This is a genomic window from Undibacterium parvum (assembly GCF_003955735.1).
Classification (GTDB): domain Bacteria; phylum Pseudomonadota; class Gammaproteobacteria; order Burkholderiales; family Burkholderiaceae_D; genus Undibacterium; species Undibacterium parvum.
Genome location: NZ_CP034464.1, coordinates 2862664 through 2887405, shown reverse-complemented (window position 1 = coordinate 2887405; position 24742 = coordinate 2862664). Strand labels below are relative to the sequence as shown.

Annotated in this window: 20 protein-coding genes; 1 reads left to right on the top strand and 19 read right to left on the bottom strand. The window is 52.9% G+C overall.

Going from position 1 to position 24742, the window contains the following annotated elements; translation table 11 throughout:
• Positions 1 to 111: 111 nt before the first annotated feature.
• The 9 genes from EJN92_RS12635 to EJN92_RS12595 form a co-directional block, all read right to left on the bottom strand.
• On the bottom strand, positions 112 to 2172 hold the full coding sequence (locus EJN92_RS12635; RefSeq protein WP_126128151.1) for a sensor histidine kinase: 2061 nt from the start codon (positions 2170 to 2172) through the stop codon (positions 112 to 114).
• A 227-nt stretch (positions 2173 to 2399) separates the two neighbouring features.
• Positions 2400 to 3050 (bottom strand): pyroglutamyl-peptidase I, encoded by a 651-nt coding sequence (gene pcp, locus EJN92_RS12630; RefSeq protein ID WP_126128150.1) that lies wholly within the window; start codon positions 3048 to 3050, stop codon positions 2400 to 2402.
• A 12-nt stretch (positions 3051 to 3062) separates the two neighbouring features.
• Entirely contained in the window at positions 3063 to 4058 is a 996-nt protein-coding gene (locus EJN92_RS12625; protein ID WP_126128149.1) for a DUF979 domain-containing protein, read from the bottom strand.
• Positions 4055 to 4795, bottom strand: coding sequence for a DUF969 domain-containing protein (locus tag EJN92_RS12620; protein ID WP_126128148.1), 741 nt, complete (start codon positions 4793 to 4795; stop codon positions 4055 to 4057). Before EJN92_RS12620 ends, EJN92_RS12625 begins: the two co-directional genes overlap by 4 nt.
• A 71-nt stretch (positions 4796 to 4866) precedes the next feature.
• Positions 4867 to 5664 (bottom strand): 5-oxoprolinase subunit PxpA, encoded by a 798-nt coding sequence (locus tag EJN92_RS12615; RefSeq protein WP_126128147.1) that lies wholly within the window; start codon positions 5662 to 5664, stop codon positions 4867 to 4869.
• Positions 5654 to 6634: a 5-oxoprolinase subunit C family protein gene (locus EJN92_RS12610; RefSeq protein ID WP_126128146.1), complete on the bottom strand. Its 981-nt coding sequence runs from the start codon at positions 6632 to 6634 to the stop codon at positions 5654 to 5656. The genes EJN92_RS12615 and EJN92_RS12610 overlap by 11 nt, the downstream gene beginning before the upstream one ends.
• The gene (gene pxpB / locus EJN92_RS12605) at positions 6631 to 7287 is read right to left on the bottom strand and encodes a 5-oxoprolinase subunit PxpB (RefSeq protein WP_227869528.1); all 657 of its coding nucleotides are present in this window, start codon (positions 7285 to 7287) and stop codon (positions 6631 to 6633) included. Before pxpB ends, EJN92_RS12610 begins: the two co-directional genes overlap by 4 nt.
• A 113-nt stretch (positions 7288 to 7400) precedes the next feature.
• Complete coding sequence (locus EJN92_RS12600) at positions 7401 to 8981, bottom strand: S41 family peptidase (RefSeq protein ID WP_126128145.1); 1581 nt, start codon at positions 8979 to 8981, stop codon at positions 7401 to 7403.
• Between the two features lie 938 nt (positions 8982 to 9919).
• The gene (locus EJN92_RS12595; RefSeq protein WP_126128144.1) at positions 9920 to 10306 is read right to left on the bottom strand and encodes a hypothetical protein; all 387 of its coding nucleotides are present in this window, start codon (positions 10304 to 10306) and stop codon (positions 9920 to 9922) included.
• 191 nt (positions 10307 to 10497) lie between these two features.
• On the opposite strand from EJN92_RS12595, the gene EJN92_RS12590 reads away from it, so the two are divergent.
• Entirely contained in the window at positions 10498 to 11445 is a 948-nt protein-coding gene (locus EJN92_RS12590; protein ID WP_126128143.1) for a restriction endonuclease, read from the top strand.
• Between the two features lie 154 nt (positions 11446 to 11599).
• On the opposite strand, the gene EJN92_RS12585 is transcribed toward EJN92_RS12590, so the two are convergent.
• The 10 genes from EJN92_RS12585 to EJN92_RS12540 all read right to left on the bottom strand — a co-directional run bounded on the left by EJN92_RS12585 (position 11600) and on the right by EJN92_RS12540 (position 24725).
• Positions 11600 to 14101, bottom strand: a complete 2502-nt coding sequence (locus EJN92_RS12585) for a 3'-5' exonuclease (protein WP_126128142.1) — start codon at positions 14099 to 14101, stop codon at positions 11600 to 11602.
• A gap of 161 nt (positions 14102 to 14262) precedes the next feature.
• Positions 14263 to 14877 (bottom strand): methyltransferase, encoded by a 615-nt coding sequence (locus EJN92_RS12580; RefSeq protein ID WP_126128141.1) that lies wholly within the window; start codon positions 14875 to 14877, stop codon positions 14263 to 14265.
• A gap of 10 nt (positions 14878 to 14887) precedes the next feature.
• Positions 14888 to 16450: a ubiquinone biosynthesis regulatory protein kinase UbiB gene (gene ubiB, locus EJN92_RS12575; RefSeq protein WP_126128140.1), complete on the bottom strand. Its 1563-nt coding sequence runs from the start codon at positions 16448 to 16450 to the stop codon at positions 14888 to 14890.
• Positions 16451 to 17032, bottom strand: a complete 582-nt coding sequence (locus tag EJN92_RS12570; protein ID WP_126128139.1) for a ubiquinone biosynthesis accessory factor UbiJ — start codon at positions 17030 to 17032, stop codon at positions 16451 to 16453.
• A 130-nt stretch (positions 17033 to 17162) separates the two neighbouring features.
• Positions 17163 to 18083 carry a Tim44 domain-containing protein gene (locus EJN92_RS12565; RefSeq protein ID WP_126128138.1) on the bottom strand — a complete coding sequence of 307 codons (921 nt, stop codon included), beginning with the start codon at positions 18081 to 18083 and terminating at the stop codon, positions 17163 to 17165.
• Between the two features lie 21 nt (positions 18084 to 18104).
• The gene (ubiE, locus tag EJN92_RS12560; RefSeq protein WP_126128137.1) at positions 18105 to 18839 is read right to left on the bottom strand and encodes a bifunctional demethylmenaquinone methyltransferase/2-methoxy-6-polyprenyl-1,4-benzoquinol methylase UbiE; all 735 of its coding nucleotides are present in this window, start codon (positions 18837 to 18839) and stop codon (positions 18105 to 18107) included.
• A gap of 111 nt (positions 18840 to 18950) precedes the next feature.
• Positions 18951 to 19385, bottom strand: a complete 435-nt coding sequence (locus EJN92_RS12555) for a gamma-butyrobetaine hydroxylase family protein (protein ID WP_126128136.1) — start codon at positions 19383 to 19385, stop codon at positions 18951 to 18953.
• A 71-nt stretch (positions 19386 to 19456) separates the two neighbouring features.
• Positions 19457 to 19879, bottom strand: coding sequence for an HIT family protein (locus EJN92_RS12550; protein WP_407701557.1), 423 nt, complete (start codon positions 19877 to 19879; stop codon positions 19457 to 19459).
• On the bottom strand, positions 19870 to 23853 hold the full coding sequence (locus tag EJN92_RS12545; protein WP_126128134.1) for a DUF3683 domain-containing protein: 3984 nt from the start codon (positions 23851 to 23853) through the stop codon (positions 19870 to 19872). The genes EJN92_RS12550 and EJN92_RS12545 overlap by 10 nt, the downstream gene beginning before the upstream one ends.
• 380 nt (positions 23854 to 24233) lie before the next feature.
• Positions 24234 to 24725, bottom strand: coding sequence for a YqaA family protein (locus EJN92_RS12540; protein ID WP_126128133.1), 492 nt, complete (start codon positions 24723 to 24725; stop codon positions 24234 to 24236).
• Between the last annotated feature and the right edge of the window lie 17 nt (positions 24726 to 24742).

Below are 24742 nucleotides of genomic sequence, written 5' to 3'. Positions count from 1 at the left end.
GCGAAAAAAAATCGCCGGACAATTTATTGCGGGCATTATAGCGAAATATCTTGAGGATATAGACTGGCATCAGCGACGGGCAATCACCCGCGCCTATCACGCGCGAGGAAATTAAGTCAGGCGCGTCAAATGTTGAACCGGGAAGTTCAGGCGTATCAAGGTGCCCAGAGCAGGCTTACTTTCTATCTGCACGCGCCCGCCCATCAAATCGCAGACCAGGCTAGAGACGATACTCAGGCCCAGACCGGCACCGCTCTGCCCCATTTGGGTAGTGAAAAACGGCTCGAAGACATGCGGTAAATTAGCGTCGCTGATGCCGCAGCCATTGTCGCGCAACTGTATCGTCAATTGCTCTTCCTGTACTTGGATGTCTAGACTAATCCGTCCGTGTTCGGCATTAAGAAAAGCATGCGCCAGACTATTTTCAAATAATTGATCCAAGACCTGAAACAAGGCATTCGGGTAAGCAATCACGCACAAATGCTCAGGCATCTGTAGCTCCAAATGCACACGCTCAATTGCGAGTCGGGTCTGCCAACTCGCGACCAACTGATTTATCAATGCCACCACATCAAATTCCACACTGGTCTCGGTATGCTGGCCGATTGCCAAGGCCTTAAAGCGCTGCACCAGATCGGAGGCGCGCACCAGTGAGCGATCCACAATACTGCCACATTGCGCCAGGCTCTCCAGCGATGTCAGCAATTCGCTGCGGCGCAAATTGGCAGCCTGCAAATCGGCGATCAATTGCTGACATTGCTCATAGATAGTGCTGGCGGCCATGCGGGCATTGCCTAACGGGGTATTCATCTCATGCGCGATGCCAACCACCATACGTCCCAGCGCCAATTGCTTTTCCTGACGCATGACTAAGCTCATGGCTTGCTCTAATTCAGCAGTGCGCACTTTGACCTTATGTTCCAGCTCATCATGTGCTTGTTGTAGCGCGACTTCCGCCGCCAGCCTCACTTTCGCCTCGGCTTGCAAATTATCAAGTGCATTACGCAACTCGCTATTGCGCTGTTGCAAAGAATTTTCCAGTTGCTCACCGTGCGCAGTGAGCTCTCTATTTTGGCTTTGCAACTGTGGTAGAGCCAGCACGTCATCGACGCTCTCCCCCAATTGCTTGGAAAGCACCCGTCTCTGCCTTTGCTGCAGGCTCAAGTGCAACTCACTAGCGAGCAAGGCCGCTTCAAATCGGCCCGCTTGCCGCCCGATCAGGACGATCATACTCAATACCGCTTCTTGTACCGGCAAATGATCGGCGTGTAACTCTGTATTCATTTCGGCCAAGTCCTGCGCCAGGCGCAGCAAGGCGATCCAGCCCCGCTCGGATTGCGCACTTTGGCACAACAACAGCGCCTCACACAAGCGTGCCCAATACGGCCAGGGCGTATGACTATTCACAAAAGGAATTTGCTCCAATGCCTGCAGATGACGCTGCACGCTTTCATGTCGCCCCAGTAAGGCACTCAGGATGGCGATATTCGCATTGCTATAAAACAGCAATTTAGTCAGCCCGGCGCGCTGCGCCAATTGCAGACATTCCTGATGCAAGAGCAGCGCTGCTTCCCAGGCTTGTGCCCCCAAAGGCACCCCGGCTTCCAGTGCCAAAAAATAACGCGACGACGCGCCATTGCTCATGACCTGGCAGAGCCGGGCCGCGCTTAAGTGCGCTCTATCCGCCAAAATCGTATCGCTCAGTTGCACCACGGCCGGATACATCTCGCACAGCATCATGATGCGGCAACGGCTGGCGCGCATACTGGCAACATCCTTATCCCGACCGCAACGCGCATAGGCCTCAGCCGCCATGGCAGTGCTGTGCAACGCGGGGTGATACAGATTGACAGCAATTTGCAAAGACTGCATCAGTTCCCAGACCCAGGCTTGCGCCAGCGCTGACTCCACTGCGATGGGGTTTTCTAGTTGGGCAGTGGCGCGTTGTAACAACAGGGTATTGGAGAGTTTTTCGCGCAGCACGCCCGGGTACAGCGTCAGCAAGTCGGCCAAAAATGCGTGTAAGGGAGTCAAAGGGCTTTTCCGCAAACTTTGCAACTGCAAGGCCAATGCGCTGAAATTCTCATCCAAGCACAGCTCGCGACAAGTCTCCAGCTGCGCCAAGCTGGCCGCCTCCTCGGCACTTCCCTGGGCTAGACCGACTGCCGGCATGTGTGCTCCCGATTAAAAATCTGGAATGCGATGTATAAGTTTAAGAATAGCGCAGATTTACGGCGCAATCGCGCTAATTTAAAAAAACCTGTAGTACGCAACAGTAAGACGCCCTTAGATCGTCAAAGCATCCCAAAAATTCAGATACTCCCCCTATTTTCAACAAAATCAAGCGGTTTGTCCGCATAAACATTGCGCATTAAAAATATACTAGAGAGGGGTATTTGTTAATGCGTAGTACCGCCACTGATCTGGCTGTCGTGTTTTACGCTGATGCTGGTTTCCAGCAAAATCATTAAAGCCTCCATCATCATGCTAAGCGACATACTCGGTGCACCCGGATGCGCTGCCGCTTGCTCCGGCAAAAATGGAATGTGGACGAAGCCTGCCTGCTGTATCGCGTGGCGACTACTGGCCATATGCATCAGACCATAAAATACATGATTGCAGACGTAGGTGCCGGCCGTTTGCGAGACCGAAGCCGGTATCCCTTTGGCATGTAAAGCCTGGACGATGGCTTTGATCGGCAGGCTAGAAAAATAGCCGACCGGACCAGCGGCCACGATAGGGGCATCGATAGGCTGGTAGCCCAGATTATCCGCGATGGGCGCGTCATCGACATTGATGGCGACCCGTTCTATCGTCAGATCAGCGCGACCACCGGCCTGACCAACACACACCACCACCTCAGGCGCGACTAGCCGGATTTTGGCGGACAAGCTATCGAGCGCAGCACCAAAAGCGCAGGGTAACAGCGCCGTCACGATGCGGCTACCGTCATGTAAATGTTTGCCCTCCAAACGCCGCACCGCTTCCCACGAGGGATTACTATGTTCGCCGCCGAAAGGCTCAAAACCGGTGAGTAAAATAGTCTTCATGCGCCCCTACCTTTAAGGAAAAACCAAAAAATACATCAATAATATATTGCAGCCTAACACCGCCAGGGCGGTCGGGATTTGTATCTTGATGACCTGATATTTGTCTTTCAGCTCCAGCAAGGCGGCTGGAACGATATTAAAATTGGCCGCCATGGGTGTCATTAAGGTGCCGCAATAACCGCAGAACATGCCTATCGCCACTAGCGGTGCAGGATTAGCGTGCTGCTGAACAATTAAAAAGGGCAAAGCGATACCGGCTGTCATCACCGGAAACGCCGCGAAGGCATTCCCCATGATCATGGTAAACAAGGCCATGCCCACGCAGTAAATCGCGACCAGCGCCAGGCGATTATCTGGATCAATAAACAGATTGACGATAGTCTGTATCGAGCGCCCGGTCTGCGCTGCCACAAACACCCCGCCCAGCATCGCCAACATCTGCGGTAGCAGTAGCGCCCAGCCTATGGCATCGACCAGACGACGCGATTCGCGCACCGCCAGTAAGGGCGAACCACCGGTGAGCTTACTGCCCAGTAGCAGTGCGCCCAGGCAAGCGATAGTCAGCGCGGCCAAAGTCAGATTTTTTTGATCCAGTAAAAACCAGCTACCAAACTTGAGCTCTTTGGCAAACAGCGTCAACAACACGGTGATCACAGGTATCGCCAGCGCCGGCAAAAACAGACGATTGCCCAAACGCTGCGCAGAGCGCTGACGCTCCGCCTCATCCTCAGGCGGCGGCACACCGACGCCTAAGAGTTTGGCACCGGCCAGCGCGGCAATCAGCAAGACCATCACGCCGACAATACGGTAAGTGACTTGCTTGCCCAAGAGGCTCAGCATCAAGTCGCCAAACAGAAAACTAAAGCCAAATAAAAACCAGAATAAGGCAGTGCTATAGCGCTTAGGATTGCTGGCATCGCGCCAGCTCAAGCCAGCCACTAGCATGGCGATCGCGCCGATCAGATAGAACACCAGATTGATACTGATAATGCTGTCTACGCTGCTCATACTGCCACCTGCGCTTTGGCTGAAGTGGCCAGCGCGCTTTGCGCCAACTGCCAGTCTTGCACCTCTCTGGCGATACGCGCATCCAGTCGCGACAAGCGAAATAAATGGATCACTAGCGCGCACAAGGCGGTGGGAATCGCCCACAAACCTATCATCAGTGGTTCTACCCCATTAATCCCATTTTCTTTCAGAAAAGCAGTCATCAACAAGACCGCGCCGAAAGCAATAAAAATATCCTCGCCAAAAAACAAGGCAACGTTATCGCAAGCGGCGGCGTGCGCGGCGATACGATCACGGATAGATTGCGGCAATTCGCCATATTGATTACTGGCGGCCGCAATCGCCATCGGTGCCAACAAGGGGCGCACGGTTTGTGCTTGCCCACCGAGGCTAAGCAAACCCAGCGCCGCGCTGACCTCTCTCACGACAAAATACAGCATCAGGATACGCCCGGTGGTGGCACTGCGTATGCTGGCCACCCAACTCTGGGCGCGCTGCTTTAAACCATAGCGCTCCAGCAAACCTATCACCGGCAAGATCAATAAAGCGCTGGCCAACTGACGGCTACTCATAAATTTTTCACCGAAGGTTTCCAGTAGACTTAGACCATCCATGCCGACCGCTAAACCAGTCGCCACACCCGCCACCGTCACCACCATCAGGGGATTAAATCGCAAGGCAAATCCCAGCACCACGATAGGGATACCAAGCAAGGGCAGCCACAGAGCAAGATCCATGCAAAACTCCTCAATTAGAAATAAGTAGAACTTTGTTGCTCGCGACCAGGCGCGAGCATGTTTTTTCAGATTTATGCAGCGCGTCCTAAGGCGCGCACTGCTATTCCTTGCTGCTGCAAAGTGAGCTTTAGCAATTGCGCCAGGATCATCGCATGGCTGCCATCGCCATGCAGGCAGACTGTATCGACGTGCAGACTCAAGTCGTGACCATCTAGCGCCAGCACCCTACCTTGTCTGACCAGACGCATGGCTTGCGCCAGCGCCAGTGGCTGCTCCTCTATCGTCGCGCCTGGTAAATTGCGCGAGGCCAGACTGCCATCTCGTTGATAACGTCTATCGGCAAACACCTCAGCAGCCACCGCCAAACCGGCCTGCTGTGCCGCAGCGATCAGCGCGCCGCCAGACAAGCCAAAGATGCGCAGACCAGGATCAAGCGCCGCCACCGCTTGCACGATGGCTTGCGCCAATTCTGGGTCGCGGGCGGCCTGGTTGTACAGCGCACCATGCGGCTTCACATGCGTCAAGACCGCGCCTTCTTCCCGCACAATAAGGCGCAGCGCCTCGATCTGTACACTGATCATGTCGACCACCTGATCCAGCGGCAAATGCATCTCGCTGCGGCCGAAATTTTCTCTGTCTACAAAGCTAGGATGCGCCCCTATCGCCACGCCATGCTGCAGCGCCAGCCACACCGCTGTGCGCATACTTTCGGCATCACCGGCATGGCCACCGCAAGCGATATTGGCAGAGCTGACGCAGGCCAAGATAGCAGCATCGCAGTCCATCCCCTCGCCTAAATCAGCATTCAGATCGATAGCATCAGGATGCGGCGGCGCACCTGGCAAACCTGCGACAAAGTCAGCGCCCATATAAACTCCATTCCAAACGATATTGTTCTTGCTGCCATTTTTTTTGCGCAGCCTGCGCTTGCGCCAGATCACTCTGGATAAAGCAAAAACGCGTACCCGGCCGCGCCTGCGCCAACTTCCACAAATCGGCGGCAATCACCACGCCTATACGCGGATAACCGCCAGTGGCCTGGGCGTCGGCTAGCAAGACGATAGGCAAGCCATTCGGCGGAACTTGTATTACGCCCGGCATTACCGCATGCGACAACAAATCACCAGACGCTGCCCGCATGAGTGGCGTGCCCTCCAGTCTATACCCCATGCGATTACTCTGGTGGCTGACACCCCAGGCTTGCTGCCAGAATGCCTGCTGCGCCTGCGCGCCAAACTCTGCATATTCCGGCCCCGGCAAAACCCTTAACTCTGGCGTCCACAGTCTTTGCAGGCAACCAACGCTTCTCTCGCAGCGCGCAGCAGCGGCCACAACATCGATCGGCAACTGATCGCCATGCTGCAAAGCGCGTCCCATAAAGCCACCGAACTGCGCCGCGATATCGGTGCTGCGCGAACCCAAGACTTCCGGCACCGCAATCCCTCCCGCTACCGCCAGATAAGCGCGCATGCCCTGTCTGGCACCGCGCCAAGTGAGCACTTGACCTGGCTGTGCATACACACGCCAGCCGCTGCGCAGCGCCACGCCATCCAGATCGGCATCAAAATCTGCCCCGCAAATTGCCAGGCAACTGGCATCCGAAAAACGCAAAGCGATAGGCCCGACCACCATTTCCAGACCAGCAAAATGCCCAGGATTATTCACCAGACGATTCGCCAACAGCAGCGCCGGTGCATCCAGAGCACCGCTCTGCGCCACGCCTAAATGCCGATAGCCGCTACGCCCCTGATCCTGTACCGTGGTTTGTATCCCGGCGCGTAGCACCTCTAAAGTGGCTGGCTTGCGCTTGGGTTTGGATTTGGCTTGACGCTGATTCATAGCGAGACAAACCTGACCAAATCACCGGGCTGCAACAAACTAGGCTGCGCCAGTTCAGGATCAAACAGCGTCAGCGAGCTGCGCCCTATCAACTGCCAACCACCGGGACTGGCCGCCGGATAAATACCAGTCTGCGCGCCGCCTATGCCCACAGATCCGGCTGGCACCGACAAGCGCGGCGTAGCACGGCGCGGTGTCGCCAAGGCTGGCGGTAAGCCGCCCAGATACGCGAAGCCAGGTTGAAAGCCCAAGAAATACACCAGATATTCGGCCGCAGTATGTGCGGCGATTACTTGTTCGGGGCTGAGCCCGGCATGGGCGGCAACCAGTTCCAGATCAGGCCCGAATTCACCGCCGTAATTCACTTGTATAGGCACGGTGCGCGAAGTGAAATCTTGCGCCTCGCTGCGATCCCATAAATCAGCCAGCAGCGCCAATTGCGCCGCCCCGTTAGTAAGTTCAGGATCAAACACCAGCGTCAGATTATTCATGCCAGGCACTACCTCACGATAGCCTCCCAGCACGCGCAATTGCTGTGCCAGCGACCACAGGCGGCGCTGACAGATTAGACTAGCTGGCGCGCAGCCCTGTATCACGGCAGCGTTCTCGCCCAACAAATAAAACGACATAGGCTTGGACAATAATGCGGTCATACGGGGCTGCCTGCATAAAAAAATTCAGAACAAAAAATAACACGCTAGCAAATTAATTACCAGACTAGTACATGCTGCACAGCGATAAGGCGCCCTCAGCAAGGCTCTAGAACTCACTGCTTGCGTCGTATTAAATCAGCTTCCACCGTCTTCAATAAATTGGCGTTTGACCACTCTAGATCCTTGATATAGATCGCAGGTAAATACACCTGGCCATTCTTTCTAGGGCGATTCACGTAGACCTTATTGGGGATGATCACCTCGGCCAATCCCGAAGTCAGTAATTGCGTGCGCACATCCATGTAAGTAGAGTCGGCCGAGCTAGGCGCACCGATCAAGCTGGTGTTAGAAAACAGACTAAACACGTCGATCGCATCGAGACAAGCGCTGGCGCATTGACCGGGCACGATCACATACACCGGCACCTTAAAAGCCGGCGGATCGCCAAACACATCGGCCTTCACGTCAAGCTTAACATCAAGCTTAGCGTCGGCAGCGCCAGGCAGCGCAGGCTCAACCTCAACAAAAAATTTATCCCCACGCGCCAGCGCAGCCTGCATGCCCTCGCTTTGGATTTTCGCCCATTGCGCGCCTTCGATTTGTTTTTGCTGCGTCAGTACCTCGACCAAACCCGTCACAAAATCAGTATTCCCTGGCGACGCACGCCACCAGACTTCAGTCTTGGCACCATATGCGGCCACACGCCTATCGACCCTGCTCTTACCCCACAGAGCTTGTGCAAATGACTGACTCCACTCAGACGAGCCGCCCTGATTCTGGCGCAGATCGAGCACCACCGCATCGGCCTCAAGAAACTTCTGCCTATGCTCGCTCAGGCCTTTGAGCATCAGGCGATACGCCTCGCGCTGTTTTTCATCCGGCGCAAAAGTGGGCATAGCCAGCCAAAATAATTTTTTGCGCGGCTCACTCATACCAACCTCGAGTTGCTCACCGTTATAGCTTTCCGTCCTCCATTTACTCGCTTGTTGGCTCAACGCTTTCCAGACTAAACTATCCTGCGAGCGCTTGCCATTCAAACTAAATTGGCAGCGTTTCGGCAACACCAGAAAAGGATTTCCTCTATCTAAAAATACCCGCGGTGCCCGCACCCACCAGTGACCAGCCTCATCACTACGGCCCTGAAAGCCGAACACATTGGTACTGATAATTTGCTTGATAGGCTTAGCATCGCAGGCCAACACTTCGGCCCCCACAGACGGCCCACCTGTCTCGGCAGCATACACATACAGAGCATCGCCGCGCCACACGGTAATAAAGCCAGGCCAGCGCTCTGCAGGCAACTGTTGGGCATCCAGGTTATGCGACATACCGGCATGCCCATCGTGTATCCGCACATTAAAAGCCTGAGTCGCGGCCACATACCCAGCCGCATCCTCCACCCTCACCGCCAAAGCCAAGCCAGCCGCTTTAGCCGCCTGCAAATTCTTTAAGAAATCAGGATTAGCCGTATCGTAAACGCCGGGATGGTTTTCCAAACTCAATTGATACGCTTCATCGATATCAATAATCGCCGCATGCCGCCAATCGGCAGCGCTCTTTGGCAGGACAGGGCTCTGAGGATTGTCAGCAGGCTGAGCACTAAACGCAAGCGGCGCTACAGCACTGAGCAAAGCAAAAACCAGCATCGCAGCCGAGCTGTAACGAGAAGCGAAGGAAGTCGAAAATGGCATCATGGTTTTCTTTCGTAAAGAGCTATTGCGAACCAAGAATGGCAGGCGCAGCGGAATTCGCAAGGCAAGCTAACAGCGACTAATAGCGCAGAATTGTAAGGGCTTTTGTGAATAAACTGCCAAAAATTCAACTACTCCATAAAAAACAACTGAAGATATGCGGCAGATTGCACTCAACAGTGAATTTTAAAAATGCTACACGCATATTCCATGCGCCTTCCAGACCAATATCGCGCCAGCAGCCGCATGGAATATGCGCAGTGGCTTGCTGGTGTTTTTGGTTTTCTGGTGTTTTTGGTTTTCTGGTGCTTTTGGTTTGCTGTGACCAGGTCGTGTTTTTACTTCTTTCGTTGTTGGGCGATTGCTGGCCGGTGGTAGACCGGCGGCTACTCCCTTTTCTTGCTTCGCCAAGAAACGGAAGCAAAAGAAGGCGACGCAAAGTCGCTGCCCTGCGGGTACCCGCCTGTGCAGGTCAAAAAATGGGAAACGAAGCAAACTCGCTACGCTCAGACAGCTTCATTTCTAATCCATTTTCTGCCCAGCACAAGCGGCAGCGCCACATGCGGAAGGCGAAGGTCAACACATCCGTAGTGCGACTTGCGCGTCTCCGTCAGCCCACGTAGGTACGATTAGCGCAGCGTAATCGTACGCATGCTGGCTAAATGGAATTCTATTTGCCGCCACCCCGCCCAGCCACGGCGCATACTCCATGCGCTTCTTCAAGCATGCCGGGCTGTGAGCCGCATGGGATATGCGTGATGGCCGGGTCGGCTTTAAAAATCAATACGGTATAGCGAGGTGCGTGCGATTACGCCTTGCTAATCGCACCTACCGAGCTAACGTAGGGTGCGCCGTGCGCACCAATGGATAGACAGATACCACAAATATTTGTAAGACGAGACATAAGCGGTGCGCATGGCGCACCCTACGTTTGCTCCGAGTTACGGCAATCCGATGTTGTTTTTGAATTGGCTTTTGAATTGGTTTTTGAATTGGCTTTTGACGTGGCTTTTGACTTTGCTTTTGAATCGAATTCGCATGTGGCGCTGCCAATTGTGCGGGGCGGAAAATGGATCAGAAGTGAAGCTGTCTGAGCGTAGCGAGTTTGCTTCATTTCCCATTTTACGACCTGCATAATTGGGCACCCGAAGGGCAGTGACTTTGCGTCGCCTTCTTTTGCTTCCATTTCTTGGCGAAGCAAGAAAAGGAAGTAGCTGCCGGTCTACCACCGGCCGGCAATCGCACAACAACGACACAAGTAAAACAGCCACCGTGCCAGCGCGCATATTGCATGCGGCTCGCAGGCCAGCATGCTCGAAGAAGCGCATGGGATATGCGTGATGGCAGGGGCTGTTTGAAAATCGAATACAGAGCAATCGATAAAACCTTATGCAATTTATCGAATTACGTAAAAAATACGTTTTATTGTATGACAATTTTCATTTCAATTTAATATCGGTACGAAGTAAAATGAAGTCTATCCACTCACTCAAGCAATATAAATTTAAAAAGACTCTCTGTGGCAATTCCTGACTACCAAACACTAATGCTCCCATTGCTGCGCCTGGCGGGAGATGAAAAAGAGCATCGCTTCCGCGAGGCAGTCGATCAACTATCCACAGAATTTAACATTTCTGACGAAGAGCGAAGCACGATGCTTCCAAGTGGGACCGCACCTTTGTTTGACAACCGAGTCGGATGGGCCAGAACTTATCTAAAGCAAGCCTCTCTCATTGAGTCTCGAAAACGCGGTTTTTTTCACATTACTCAACGCGGCAAGACTCTTTTAGCGACAAATCCTATGCGCGTAGATAATTCCACTTTAGAACAATACCCAGAATATCTGGCTTTCAAACTTCGACGAGGTGAAGAAAAAGCAATTACTCTTTCTCCGACTCAAAATCTACCCACAACTCAAAAATCAGTCTTTGAGTCATCGGACTCTACGCCGGAGGAATTGTTCTCTCAGGCTTACCTGCGACTACGTAACAATCTCGAATCTGAGCTACTTGAGCAAGTTAAGGCTTCGTCTCCTGCCTTTTTTGAGAGACTGGTTATCGACCTTTTAGTTGGCATGGGCTATGGGGGTTCCCGTCAAGATGCAGGAAGAGCCATCGGTAAAAGCGGTGACGGCGGAATTGACGGGATTATTAAAGAAGACAAGCTGGGGCTTGACGCAATCTATATTCAGGCAAAACGTTGGGAAGGAACTGTTGGCAGGCCTGAAATACAAAAATTTGCGGGAGCACTGCAAGGCCAGCGTGCCAACAAAGGCGTATTCATCACCACATCGACATTCTCAAGAGAGGCCGAAGAATACGTTGGCCTTATTTCCTCAAAAATTATTCTTATTACAGGTGAGCAGTTGACCTCGCTTATGGTTGAACACAATGTAGGAGTATCACCAATCAGTAAGTTTGAACTTAAACGAATCGACTCAGATTACTTCGAAGGTGAAAATATTTGATTTACGTTTTTATGGCATTGAAAAGCTAGTTAGAGTACCAAGCAATTCAAAACCCCACCCGCATATCCCATGCGCCTCCCAGCCCAATATCGTGCCAGCAGCCGCATCTGGATTGCGCCTACGAAATTGGCTCAAGCAGCTGCGCCGAATAAATCTAAAACCTATCCAGACTGCGTAGCCACTTGACGAAGGGCATGGGGTCTTGGTCTTCTTTTAGGTAGAACACCTTGCGGGCGAAATCCCAATTCGCGCCTAGCGATTTTGCCAGCGCCCAATCATCGCCATTGGCTTTAAATTCTATGCGGGTATTGTTGTTCGGGCCGCTTAGTTGCTCGCCGTTTTTGTCGACTGCGGCATCAGCGCGGGCTTTACTGCCGCTGATTTTCATGCGCGCGATGTAGGGGCTGCGTTGCGCTTCTTCTTTCGGGCTGATTAGCGTCAGGCACAATTTGGCGCGGGTGGCGGCGACATAAAACAGATTCTCTTCTTCGGTAGAAGTCTGTCCGGCGAAAGGGAATTCGCTCTTCTCAAGATAAGGCAAGATCACGTGATCGAACTCTTTGCCCTTGGCGTTGGCAGCGCATTCTAGCAACACAGATTGCTTGGTTTTACGGGCCGAAATAAACTCGTCGGCGGCGCCTATCCAGACTGAAAAATCGCGCAGATTCATTTTGGTTTGCGCCGCTGCCGCGATAAAACCTTGCACCGATTTGCTCACCACCATGGCGTCGTAAGCGTGCACATACAGGCGCTTGGCCAGCGCTTGTATATCGATCAGCCGGCAGATCTCGCGCAACACCGCATCGGCTGGCGTATCGGCATCCAGGCTGGCGACATACGCCACCACCGCCACCATACGATTCTTGACGCCCTGCTCTACGCTGCGATCCAGGCTGTTTTGCAGACTGAGCAGACTATTGCGTAATTCGCGCAATAGCAACGCCGCTTCTGAGGCCAAAATACTGCGCTGCAGGTAGGCAGTAATTTCTTGCAGCCTGTCTTCGACTTCGCCAAACACCTGCGACTCTAGGCCATGCACTACGGCCGCACGCACATAGTCGAGTAAGCCCGCCAGCGCGCTATTGAGTTCACCCAAAACCAGCTCGGCGCTCTGCGTTTTTGCGCTAGCTTGCAACTGCTCCAGCAGGGTGTGCAGACGTTGCCTGAGCTCCTTACTGCCATCCTGACTCAGACGGCCAGCGAAGAACCAGCTGAGCGCTTCTGGCGTATGTTCGGTGTCGATCGCGCTGGCGCGGAAGTCTTCAATATTCTCGCCCGGTGCCAGACTGATTTCGGCAAAAATCAAGAGCGCATCAAAGATCTCGCCACGGATTTTTTTCGATTTAACGCTGCCGAAATTTTTCAAAGCGATTGCAATCACTCCGCGCAAAAACAAAATCTCTTCGCGTTGCAAATAGCTCTTCATCTCCAACGTGTGATAGGCAATATCGGCTTGCATCAGGGCGTTTTCTATGGCGATAGACTGATGCCTTTCGCGTACCAGAATCGCGCAAGCACTAATAGCATGTTTGGCCTTATGCCAGCGCTGTATGGCGCTTATCACCTGTGCCGCACAGGCACTGTTATCGCCATTTTCTTGCATATCGTAAGTGAGCTGACTGATCTCGGTGCGCAGCGCCAGCGGTGATTCTATAGGCTTATTTTTAAACGCCTCCATGGCGTAGGCCAGATGCGGGCCATGCCGGTAGCAGTTGGTAAGCGGGTAGCTGACCATGGCCGGAAAGCTCATTTTGAAGCGGCTATTGATGTATTCGTCACTGGCGCCGAGCTTGGAATGGATGACTTGATCCTTATCACCGGCACCGACAAAATAGGTATAACTAGGATCGATCAAATGCAGCAAGATGCGGAACGATGCCTCATTGAGATCGTGCAACTCATCGCATAAAATCAGGCGATAGCGCGGTAGCAGATTTTTGGTGTACGGCTCGGCATCAAGTATCCTTGCCAGATCGTAACTGGCATCAAACGGGCCGCGAAACAGCACCCGGTCATCATTCCCAAGGCGGATTAGCTCATACTCGATGGCTGTCAGATATTCGGCCAGTTGTACCCCGAGCAGGGTGCTGACTTCTTCCAGCTCCATCGATTCAAAATCGCCTAGCAGCGACATCTTAGCCTTCATCGCCAATTGCGCGTTGATGAATTGGCTGATCGCCAGACTATGCGTGCTGATCTCTAAAAATTCGACCTGGTCGCCGTATTGATCACTGCGTTGTTCACTGCACTTATCGCTGAGATTTTCCATCGCCGCGATCACATAGTCTTTCAGATCTTTACTGTGCGGCAGGTACGGTACTTTGCGCAGCTCTATTTTCTCTAACACCTCACTGGCAAAATCATTAAAGCTGGCGACGTGCAGGCGGGCGGCGGTGGTGGCCGGTATGCCGATTTCCAGCAGGCGTTTTTTTAAGACCTCTTTAGCTTCTGGCGTAAACACCAGCGCCAGAATATTTTCGGGTTCTAGCTTGCGCGCGATCGCCTCACCTATGCGTAGCGCCAGTGTGGTGGTTTTAGCGGCACCGGCATTGGCCTTGATGATGACCGTCTTATTTTTGGCCAGCTGGATCGCCACTTGTTCGGTGGTAGGGATTAAGCCCTTGGGGACGAAGCGCGGGGCATCGGTTTTTATCATGGCAGCCTCATTATTGTCGCGGCGCTGATCTGGCTAACAGTTTTAAAAGCTGCCTGGCCCAGCGCGCATATTCCATGCGGGTTTCCAGCCTGCCTGTCCGCAAACCCGCATGGGATATGCGCTGTGGCGGCATGCATTTTTAAATTTAGAAATCTAATAAGTTAATCACTGCGGCGTCGCCATACTTGCCAGCTTTCTTTGCCGACAAACACGGGGATAGAATCGCTAACGGCACGCTGTTCTTGCAATTCAAAATACGGCGATAACAGCGCCTGCAAATCGGCGCTAGTGATGCTAAACGGTGGACCTTTTAAACTACGTTCGGCGCTATCATCGAGAAAGAAAAAACCAGCAAGGATGCCACCGGCCGGTAATAATGCAGCCCAGCGGCTGGCGATTGCTGGCCGCATCGCTTGCGGCAGGGCGCACAGGAAAGCGCGCTCGTAGATCAAGTCTAGGCTCTGCGCTGGCTGGTATTGAAAAAAATCGGCCTCGATCACGTGCTTAGCCCAAGCGCCGATCGCGGCCTTGGCACTGGCTACAGCGGCCGGTGAGAAATCGATGGCCGTCACATCCCAGCCAGCTTGCGCCAGAAAAGCCGCTTCGTAGCCGATACCGCAACCGGGTATCAGGCTCACCATGGGCTGCTTTGCCAGGCGCACAAATTCTTGCAAATCCTGCGGCACGCCACCCTTATCCCAGGGCATGAACTGCGCCTCAAAGCGCTGGTCCCAAAAGGCGGGTTGCATAGGATCTTTGCCTGAAAATGTCTGCATAGACTGTGCCTTAATACTCGACGAAGCGAAAGAAAAATTGCGCCAGTACTAGCCCGGCTAGCAGGCCTGCACCGAAGTAAATTATGGTGCGCAACAAGCGATTGGTGGCACGCTGTTCAAGCAACAAGGCCGCCAACATCGCATTATTTTGTGGTGGCTCAGCAGCACGCGTCAGCGCTTGATGCGCTAGCCGCGGCAATTGCGGGAAGATATGGCTGTAGCGCGGTGCCTCGGCCTTGAGTTTTTCAAACAAGCCGCGCCAGCCGATTTGCTCGCTCATCCAGCGCTCCAGATACGGTTTGGCGGTTTTCCAGAGATCGAGTTCGGGGTCAAGTTGCCGCCCCAGGCCCTCAATATTCAACAAAGTTTTTTGCAGCAAGACCAATTGCGGCTGCACTTCTACATTGAAGCGGCGCGAGGTCTGAAACAGTCTGAGCAAGATCTGACCGAAAGAAATATCTTTCAGCGGTCTATCGAAAATAGGTTCGCAGCAGGCGCGCACGGCCGCTTCTAATTCATCGACGCGGGTCTCTTTCGGAGCCCAGCCTGATTCTATGTGCGCCTCGGCCACGCGCTTGTAATCGCGCTGAAAAAAGGCCAAAAAGTTTTGTGATAGATAGTCTTTATCGAAGTCATTGAGGGTGCCGACGATACCGAAATCGAGTGCGATATAGCGCCCAAAAGTGGCAGGTTCGGTAGAAACCAGGATGTTACCCGGATGCATATCGGCATGGAAAAAACCGTCGCGGAAGATCTGCGTAAAAAAGATGGTGACACCATCGCGTGAGAGTTTTTGCAGATCGACACCGGCTTCACGTAATCTATCCAGCTGCGAAATCGGGATGCCGTGCATGCGCTGCATCACGATCACCGAGGGCGAGCAATAATCCCAGTACATCTCTGGCACCAGCAGCAAATCAGAATCGGCAAAATTGCGACGCAACTGGCTACCATTGGCGGCCTCACGCATCAGATCTAACTCATCGTGCAGATATTTATCGAACTCGGCCACCACTTCTTTGGGTTTCAGGCGTTTACCGTCGGCCCATAAAAACTCCAGCCAGCCAGCCGCGATCTGCATCAGGGCGACGTCGTTATCGATCGCGCCCTTCATGCCCGGACGCAGCACCTTAACCGCAGCTTCGCGCCCGTCTTTGAGGGTGGCAAAATGGACTTGCGCGATTGAAGCCGAGGCCACCGGTACGCGATCAAAACTAGCAAACAATTGATCGGGATGCGCGCCTAAGGATTTGACGATCTGGGCGATCGCCAGATCGGTATCGAAAGCCGGCACGCGGTCTTGCAAGCGGGCTAGCTCATCGGCGATATCGGGTGGCATCAGATCACGGCGGGTCGACAAGACCTGACCGAACTTAACGAAGATAGGACCGAGATCTTCTAAAGCCTTACGCAGGCGCTCGCCACGCGGCGCCGACAGGTCGCGCCAAAACAGCAAAGCTTCGATGAAGCGGGCGGTACGCGGCACAGGCAAACCAGACATGGCGATTTCATCAATACCATAGCGTACCGCGACTCTAACGATCTTTAGCAGCCTTAAAAATTTCAACACCATTTACAACGACCTTTCTAATTTGGCGATACGCTTCATGAGGCGCTCAGTATCATCGCGTATTTTATTTACTTCTGCGCCAAATGCCTGCACCGCCACCGGGCGCACCAGCATGGGCTGCTCTTCCAGAAAATATTCTGCCAGATTCTCTTGCAGGTTTTGATGGGCTTGCTTGACCGTCTCGAACAGAGATTTTGCGGTGTTCACCATGCGTAGCGCTGCCACATCACCGAATAATTTACTCAGATCTTCTTCTGCTTCCCAGCGCAGGTTTTGGCTCAGATGCGAGATGCTGTTGGCAAAATCGGCATCGCCTTCGATTTTCACGTAAGAAAAAGCGTGCTCACGGTTTTGCGCAATCAAGGGCAGATCGGCCGCTTGCAGGCGTATCGTGACATCCGCAAGCGCCTCGCTAGCAGCCGCTTGCAGCAGACCATCGCCACTAATTTGTAGGCTAAGGGAAAACAGTTGCAGATCGATGCAGGCGACCTTGCCTGCGTGTTTTTGCAATTTACTTCTGGCCCAGGATTCTTGCGCCAGCAAGTGATTCACGAAGAGAGCGAAGGGTGGAGAGAGAGGAATCATAATGGAATAAAAAAACCGCCCATGAAAATCATGAGCGGTTTCAAGTTTAACAGTTTATCCCGCCCAGCGAGCCTGAGTTTAATTAAACTTGGGCTTAACGCGCTGCTTAGGCAAACTAAGCGGGTAAAAATTACAGTTGTTGTATGCCTGCCAAAGTCCAACCGCCTTGACCATTCAAAGGCTTAGTCAGATTCCAGACTTCTTTAAAGGCTTCTGCTGGGGCATTGGCGTCTTCTTTGATCATGCCGCTAAACTTAACGCTGGCCAGATACTCATTGCCTACGGTCTCAAGACCGAGCAACTCCGCATCGACCGTGACCACGTCAGTCACATTGGCAGTAGCGCCGCGCTCTTGAATTTGCAATTTAATTTCAGCAAACATCTCGGCGGTCGTGAACTCACGAATATCGTTGATGTCGGCCTTATCCCATGCTGCTTGCAAGCGAATAAAATAGGTCTTGGCATTGCGTAAGAAGCCTGGCACATCGAAATCAGCAGGAATACTCCAGGTGCCCTGATCTGCAGCACTGCCGGCAGCGGCAGAACCGAAGCTCGATGAGTTCGATTGGAAAGACTGTGGCTCTATACGCGAACCGATCTCAGGCAAGGCCGTCGATGAGGCGCCAGCGTAGGACGGCTGAGAAAAAGCCGAAGGCGCAGCGCCGCCGCCTTTACGATTTTGGTACATGCGATACAGGAAGAAGGCAGCGCCAGCCAACAGCAACATCGGCAAGATAGAGCCCAAAGCACTCGCCAAGCCAGCACCCAAACCTAAATGCGAGAACATCGCGCCCAATAAGGCACCGCCGATCAAACCGCCGACGATACCCTTCCAAGGACTAGCCGGTTTCGGTGGAGTCGCACCTGGTGCCGCATTGGGAGCCGCAGCAGGTTTAGCCTGACTAGGTGCAGCAGGAGCCGCCTGACGTGAGACATTGCTTGATTGGCGTCCAGCCGAGCCGCCACCACCCATGCGCTTGGCTTCGGCATCAGCGATCGTCATGCTCAAGGCACCCGCCATCAACATCATTGCGAATAGAAATTTCTTCATTTGTTACTCCTAAAAATTTGCTTAAAACTTAACGCCTACATGCAGCGCAGCGACACCTGCGGTCAAATTAAAATATTCAACTCTTTCCAAGCCTGCCTCTTGCATCATGCCCTTCAAAGTTTCCTGATCTGGATGCATGCGTATCGATTCTGCCAGATAACGGTAACTTTCCGAGTCATTGGCGATTTTTTGTCCCAGCCAAGGCAAGACCTTGAATGAGTAAAGATCATAAGGTTTTTGCATAATCTCCGGCACCTTGGAAAATTCCAGTACCAGTAATTTTCCGCCTGGTTTCAAGACCCGGCGCATTTCTGCCAAAGCCTGATCCTTGTGCGTCATATTGCGCAAACCAAAAGCCACGCTAACACGGTCAAAGTAATTATCCGGGAACGGTAATTTTTCTGCGTCACATAATAAAGTGGGGGTGATCAGACCTTTATTCAAGAGCCTGTCGCGCCCGACTCTTAACATGGACTCATTGATATCGGTATGCCAGACTTCACCACTCTTGCCGGCTTGCTTGACAAATTCTTTGGCCAGATCGCCGGTACCGCCAGCAATATCGAGCACTTTAAAGCCCGGACGCACGCCCGCCTGCGCGATCGTGAAAATTTTCCAGACGCGATGCAAACCAGCCGACATCAAGTCGTTCATGACATCGTATTTAGCCGCGACCGAATGGAAGACCTTTGCCACTTCGTGGACTTTTTGATCTTCTTCTACGGTAGCGTAACCGAAATGGGTGGTATTGCTCATGTTTTAGCCCTTATGTGGTGCGCAGCAAGTAGCATCTGCGGGGTCGAATTGCCAGCATTATAGGCTAAGCCTGATGCCCGACCAAGCGCCTTAGCGGTAACAGCGGACTACTTAATGCTTGCTTCCGCAAGAGCCGCCAGACTTGATCTGTGCCGTAAAATCACGGCCACTATCTTCAGGATGTCCGGCTGCATGCAGTCTTTCCATGTAATCTAGCCACAGACTGCCTTGGTTATCACCTAACCAATACAAGTAATCCCAGGAGAAAATTCCAGACTCATGGCCGTCTGAGAACAGGGGTTTGACCGCGTAATTACCAACTGGTTCCAAACCTGTCATAGCTATTTCGCGCTTACCGGTTTGTAGCGTTTCCTGGCCTATGCCATGCCCGCGCACTTCAGCCGAAGGCGAATACACGCGCAATAATTCGAACGGCAGGGAAAACTCTTTACCATCGTCAAAATTTATTTCCAGTACGCGCGACTGGGTACGGACGTTGAGCGCGGTAGGCGCTGGGGTGGGGATCAATTTTTTTGGCGCGTTCATGGCTATCCTGTTAATTCTGTTGGCCGCGCTGTCCAATGATAGTCATTGGCCACGGTGGCAATCGATGTCGCTTATTTTAGGCGCTTTAACAATTCTTCGCGCAGCATAGGCAATAAGGCCAATCTAGCACTAACATCAGGCAAGACGGGCTTGGCGACGGCCCATACCGGATGAGGGAAATGCGCATCCTCTGCATAGCGAGGGATGATATGCCAATGCATATGCGGCACCATATTGCCAAAACTGGCCAGATTAATCTTATGCGGCAGCATGACGTCACGCACCGCTTGCTCGACGATCCAGACCGCTGCCATCAGCTCGTTACGCTCAGGCTCGGATAAATCAGTCATTTCCTTGACATGCGCGTTCCAGATGACCCGGCAAAATCCCGGGTAATTGGCATCATCCACCAGCACGACCCGCCACTTTTCAGTGGCGTGCAGCAGTTCGCCGCCAGCGGCCGCGCATAATTCACAGGCTAGCGTCACACCAATACCCTTTCGATACCGCCGTTATTTGCCTTGGCGACGTATTCCGGCATCCAGTTTGGCCCCAGTATATGTTTCGCCATCTCCACCACGATATAGTCGGCTGTGGTGTCGGAATCGTCGTTGTAACGGCTCAGCCCTTGCAGGCAGGACGGGCAAGACGTGAGGATCTTCACATCGCCCTTGAAGCCATCGTCGCGCAATTTATCCGCGCCTTTTTGCATCTCTTCTTCCTTGCGGAAACGCACTTGGGTAGAGATATCAGGACGGCTGACTGCCAGCGTGCCGGACTCACCGCAGCAACGTTCATTTTTTTCGATCTTGACGTTATCTACCGTGCTAATCAGGGCATTGATGGTCTTACCCGACTCTTGCAACTTCATAGGGTTATGGCAAGGCTCATGGTACATATAACGCGTACCTTCTACCCCGGCCAGCTTGACGTTCTTTTCCATCAGGTATTCATGGATGTCGATGATGCGGCAGCCAGGGAAAATCTTATCGAACTCATAGGTCGCCAACTGATCGTAGCAAGTGCCGCAAGAGACGATCACGGTCTTGATGTCGAGATAGTTGAGCGTATTGGCCATGCGATGGAATAACACGCGGTTATCCGTCATCATTTTCTCAGCTTTGTCGAACTGGCCATTACCGCGTTGCGGGTAACCGCAACACAAATAACCCGGCGGCAACACCGTTTGCACGCCGACATTCCACAGCATCGCTTGCGTTGCCAAACCAACTTGCGAGAACAAGCGCTCGGAGCCGCAGCCGGGGAAGTAAAACACCGCTTCGGTATCGGCCGTCGTGGTTTGCGGATCGCGGATAATCGGGACGATCTTGTCATCCTCAATATCGAGTAAGGCACGCGCGGTTTTCTTCGGCAGATTACCCGGCATTTTCTTATTGATGAAATGGATCACCTGTTCTTTGATCGGCGCCCTGCCTACCGTTGCCGGTGGCGTCTTGGTCTGCTTTTTGACAAACTTTTTCAGCAGATCATGACCGAAACGCTGCGCCTGATAACCCCAGCCTATCATGACGGTACGCGTGGCATTGATGGTCGCTGGATCGGTGGCGTTCAAGAAGAACATGGAAGCGGCAGTGCCAGGATTAAATTTCTTTTGTCCCATCTTGCGCAAGAGATTGCGCATATTCATGGAGACATCGCCGAAATCAATATCGACCGGGCAGGGATTAGCGCACTTATGGCAGACCGTGCAGTGATCCGCCACATCCGAGAATTCATCCCAATGCTTAATCGAAATGCCGCGCCGGGTTTGCTCTTCATACAGGAAGGCCTCTACCAACAAGGAAGTGGCGAGAATCTTATTGCGTGGTGAATACAGCAAATTGGCGCGCGGCACGTGAGTGGCGCACACTGGTTTGCATTTACCGCAACGCAGACAATCCTTGACGCTATTGGCGATCGCGCCGATATCGCTTTGTTGCATGATCAGCGACTCGTGCCCCATCAAGCCAAACGACGGCGTGTAGGCATTACGTAGATCGGCGGCAAACTCCGGCAGATTAAGCAGCTTACCTTTATTAAAACGGCCTTCAGGATCGATACGCAATTTATACGCACGGAAATCCTTGATCTCGTCTTCAGTCAGATATTCAAGCTTGGTGATACCGATACCGTGTTCGCCAGAAATTACACCATCGAGTGAGCGCGCCAGCACCATGATGCGCGCCACCGCGTGATGCGCCACTTGCAACATCGCATAGTTATCCGAATTGACTGGGATATTCGTATGCACGTTACCGTCACCGGCATGCATGTGCAGGGCGACGAACACGCGGCTACGTAATACCGCCTTGTGCATGGCCGTGCACTCGTCAAGAATGAGCTTGAACGCTGCACCATTGAAAATCTGACGCAAGACAGCGCGAATTTCGGCCTTCCAGGAGATGCGCACGGTGCGATCCTGAACGATAGAAAACACGGTGGCGTCTGGTTGACTTAAGAGTCGCTGATCGAAAACAAATTCCAACTTATCCAGGCCCAGCGCCAGCATTTCGCTCTTGGCATCGCTCAGTGGCTTATCCAGATTATTCAGCAAATAAGTCCAGCGCGCCTCGGCCGCTTGCAGCAGGCTATCGGCTTGATTGACGCGATCCTCCAGCAGTTCGGCTGCCGGAATATCATCACCGTCAACATCTTCGCTCTTGCCTAGTGGTAGATGATCTTTGGCGAAGAAGGATTTCAGCTCGGCCACCAGCGCCAGCTTGTTTTGTATCGAGAGTTCAATATTGATGCGTTCTATGCCATCGGTGTATTCGCCCATGCGATTGAGCGGGATCACCACGTCTTCATTGATTTTGAAGGCATTGGTATGCTTGGAGATCGCCGCGGTTTTGGCGCGATCGAGCCAGAATTTTTTGCGCGCTTCCGGACTGACGGCCACAAAGCCTTCACCGACGCGGGTGTTGGCGATGCGTATCACTTCTGATGCGGCTTGCGCTACCGCGTTTTCATCATCACCGACGATGTCACCGAACAAAGCCATCTTGGGCAAGACGCCACGCTTGGATTTAGTGGTGTAACCGACCGCACGCAGATAACGCTCGTCCAGATGCTCGAGGCCAGCCAAAATCGCACCGCCTTTTTTGGTTTCTGCATCGAGGTAATCTTTGATCTCGACAATACTAGGAATCGCATCACGTGCCTGGCCGAAAAATTCCAGACAAACAGTGCGCGTGAACTTCGGCATCTTATGCAAGATCCAGCGCGCCGAGGTGATCAGGCCATCGCAACCTTCTTTTTGCACGCCCGGCAAACCGGACAAAAATTTATCGGTAACGTCTTTGCCCAAGCCTTCTTTGCGGAAGCTGCGGCCAGGGATATCGAGCTGCTCAGTTTTGAAAACTTTGCTCTCGCCAGGATGGCGCCACTCAAGCTTGAACTTGGCCATAGGCGCATCATGGATCTTGCCTAAATTGTGCTCGAGACGCGTCACTTCCAGCCAGTCGCCATTCGGGTCGACCATTTTCCAGGACGCCAGGTTATCGAGCGCAGTGCCCCACAACACGGCCTTTTTACCGCCAGCATTCATGGCGACGTTACCGCCTACGCAAGAAGCTTCAGCCGAGGTCGGATCAACCGCAAACACAAAACCGGCTTTATCAGCGGCATCAGAGACGCGCTTGGTGACGACCCCGGCACCGGAGTAAATCGTCGCATATTCGCGGTCTACGCCAGGCAGCATGGTCATCTCGACCGCGCCGAGCTGTTCCAGCTTTTCGGTATTGATGACGGCCGAAAACGGCGTCAAAGGAATGGCGCCACCGGTGTAACCGGTTCCGCCGCCGCGCGGGATTATCGTCAAACCTAAGGTGATACAACTCTTGACCAGGCCAGCCATTTCATCTTCGGTGTCCGGTGTCAAGACCACGAAAGGATATTCGACACGCCAATCGGTGGCGTCGGTCACGTGAGAAACGCGGCTTAAGCCATCAAACTTGATATTGTCTTTAGCGGTGTATTTGGCCAATAATTTACTGGCTTTTTTGCGCAAATCATAAGTATCGCGAAACTCTTGCGAGAAAGCTGCCACCGCTTTGCGCGCCGCCAGCACCAGGATCTCTACGCTATTGCTGCGCTCGGCATCGGCATCGCTCGCCGTGCTGAGGCGGCGCTTCTCGACTTCCGCCAGCCGGTGATTGAGGGCATCGATCAGCTCTTGCCTACGCTTGGGATTGTCCAGCATATCGTCTTGCAGATAGGGATTGCGCCGCACCACCCAGATATCACCCAAGACTTCGTACAACATGCGCGCCGAACGCCCGGTCTGGCGTTTGCCGCGTAACTGATCGAGTAATTGCCAGGCATCGTCACCGAGCAAGCGGATCACGATCTCACGGTCGGAGAATGAGGTGTAGTTATACGGAATTTCGCGCACGCGGCTGCTGCTAGCCGTGTTGGCGGAGTTAGGCGCATCAGAGAGTAAGGCCTGGATTTGTGCTGGAGCATTCATCAGTGGGATCTTTTAGACTGAAGGCTGAGGATGGCGAACCGTAACTCGACCGACGATATGAGTAAGAAAATTTAAAAAAACAATTTAAAAAGCGTAAAGACAGAATTCAGCCATTCTAGCGTATTGCGATGCACCATGAGCGAACAGCCCTACAGTCGCTACGCCTTAACAAAGTATTTAATGGGGGGAAATTAGATTTTCACCTAAGAATATTTGGCAAGTGGTCAGGCTGCTGTTTTTCACTACTATGGGGGTATATGTAAAAACAATGCCAATTGCGCATACGCAGCAAGGGCTAAAAAATATACCCTCCCCTAGTATATGTTTAGGTGAGAAATTTCACTGGAAACTGGTATTAAAATTGGTATTAGAGCGGTTTTTCAAAAAAACCACTCTCCCAAGGCCGTCCAAAAGCCTGTAGGCAGACTAAGCAAGAACCAGGTCATGCTGATGTAGCGCAAAAATTTCCCTATTGTCATGTACATCACGCTGGGCCAAAACGGCAATTTAAGCCAACCGGCCAGCGTGCACATGGGGTCGCCAATCACCGGCAGCCACGCCAGCAACATGGTTTTGGCACCAAATCGGCTCAGGTAAGCAAACCACCGGCTGGTGCGCTCGGCGGCAAAAGTCTGCTTGGCATAATAGCCCATCCAATAGTCAACCACGCCACCGAGTGAGTTCCCCAAAGTGGCCACCGCGATCACCGACCAATACAAAGAGGGATTGGCGCTGATGACCGCAAACACGGTAGGTTCTGAACCCAAAGGCAATAAAGTGGCGGAAATAAAACTGATCAGAAAGACCGCGCTCAAGCCAACTTGCGGTAGCGCCAGCACGCCCAATAACCAGTAAACCGCAGCAACGACCATCGTGATCCTCAGGCTTT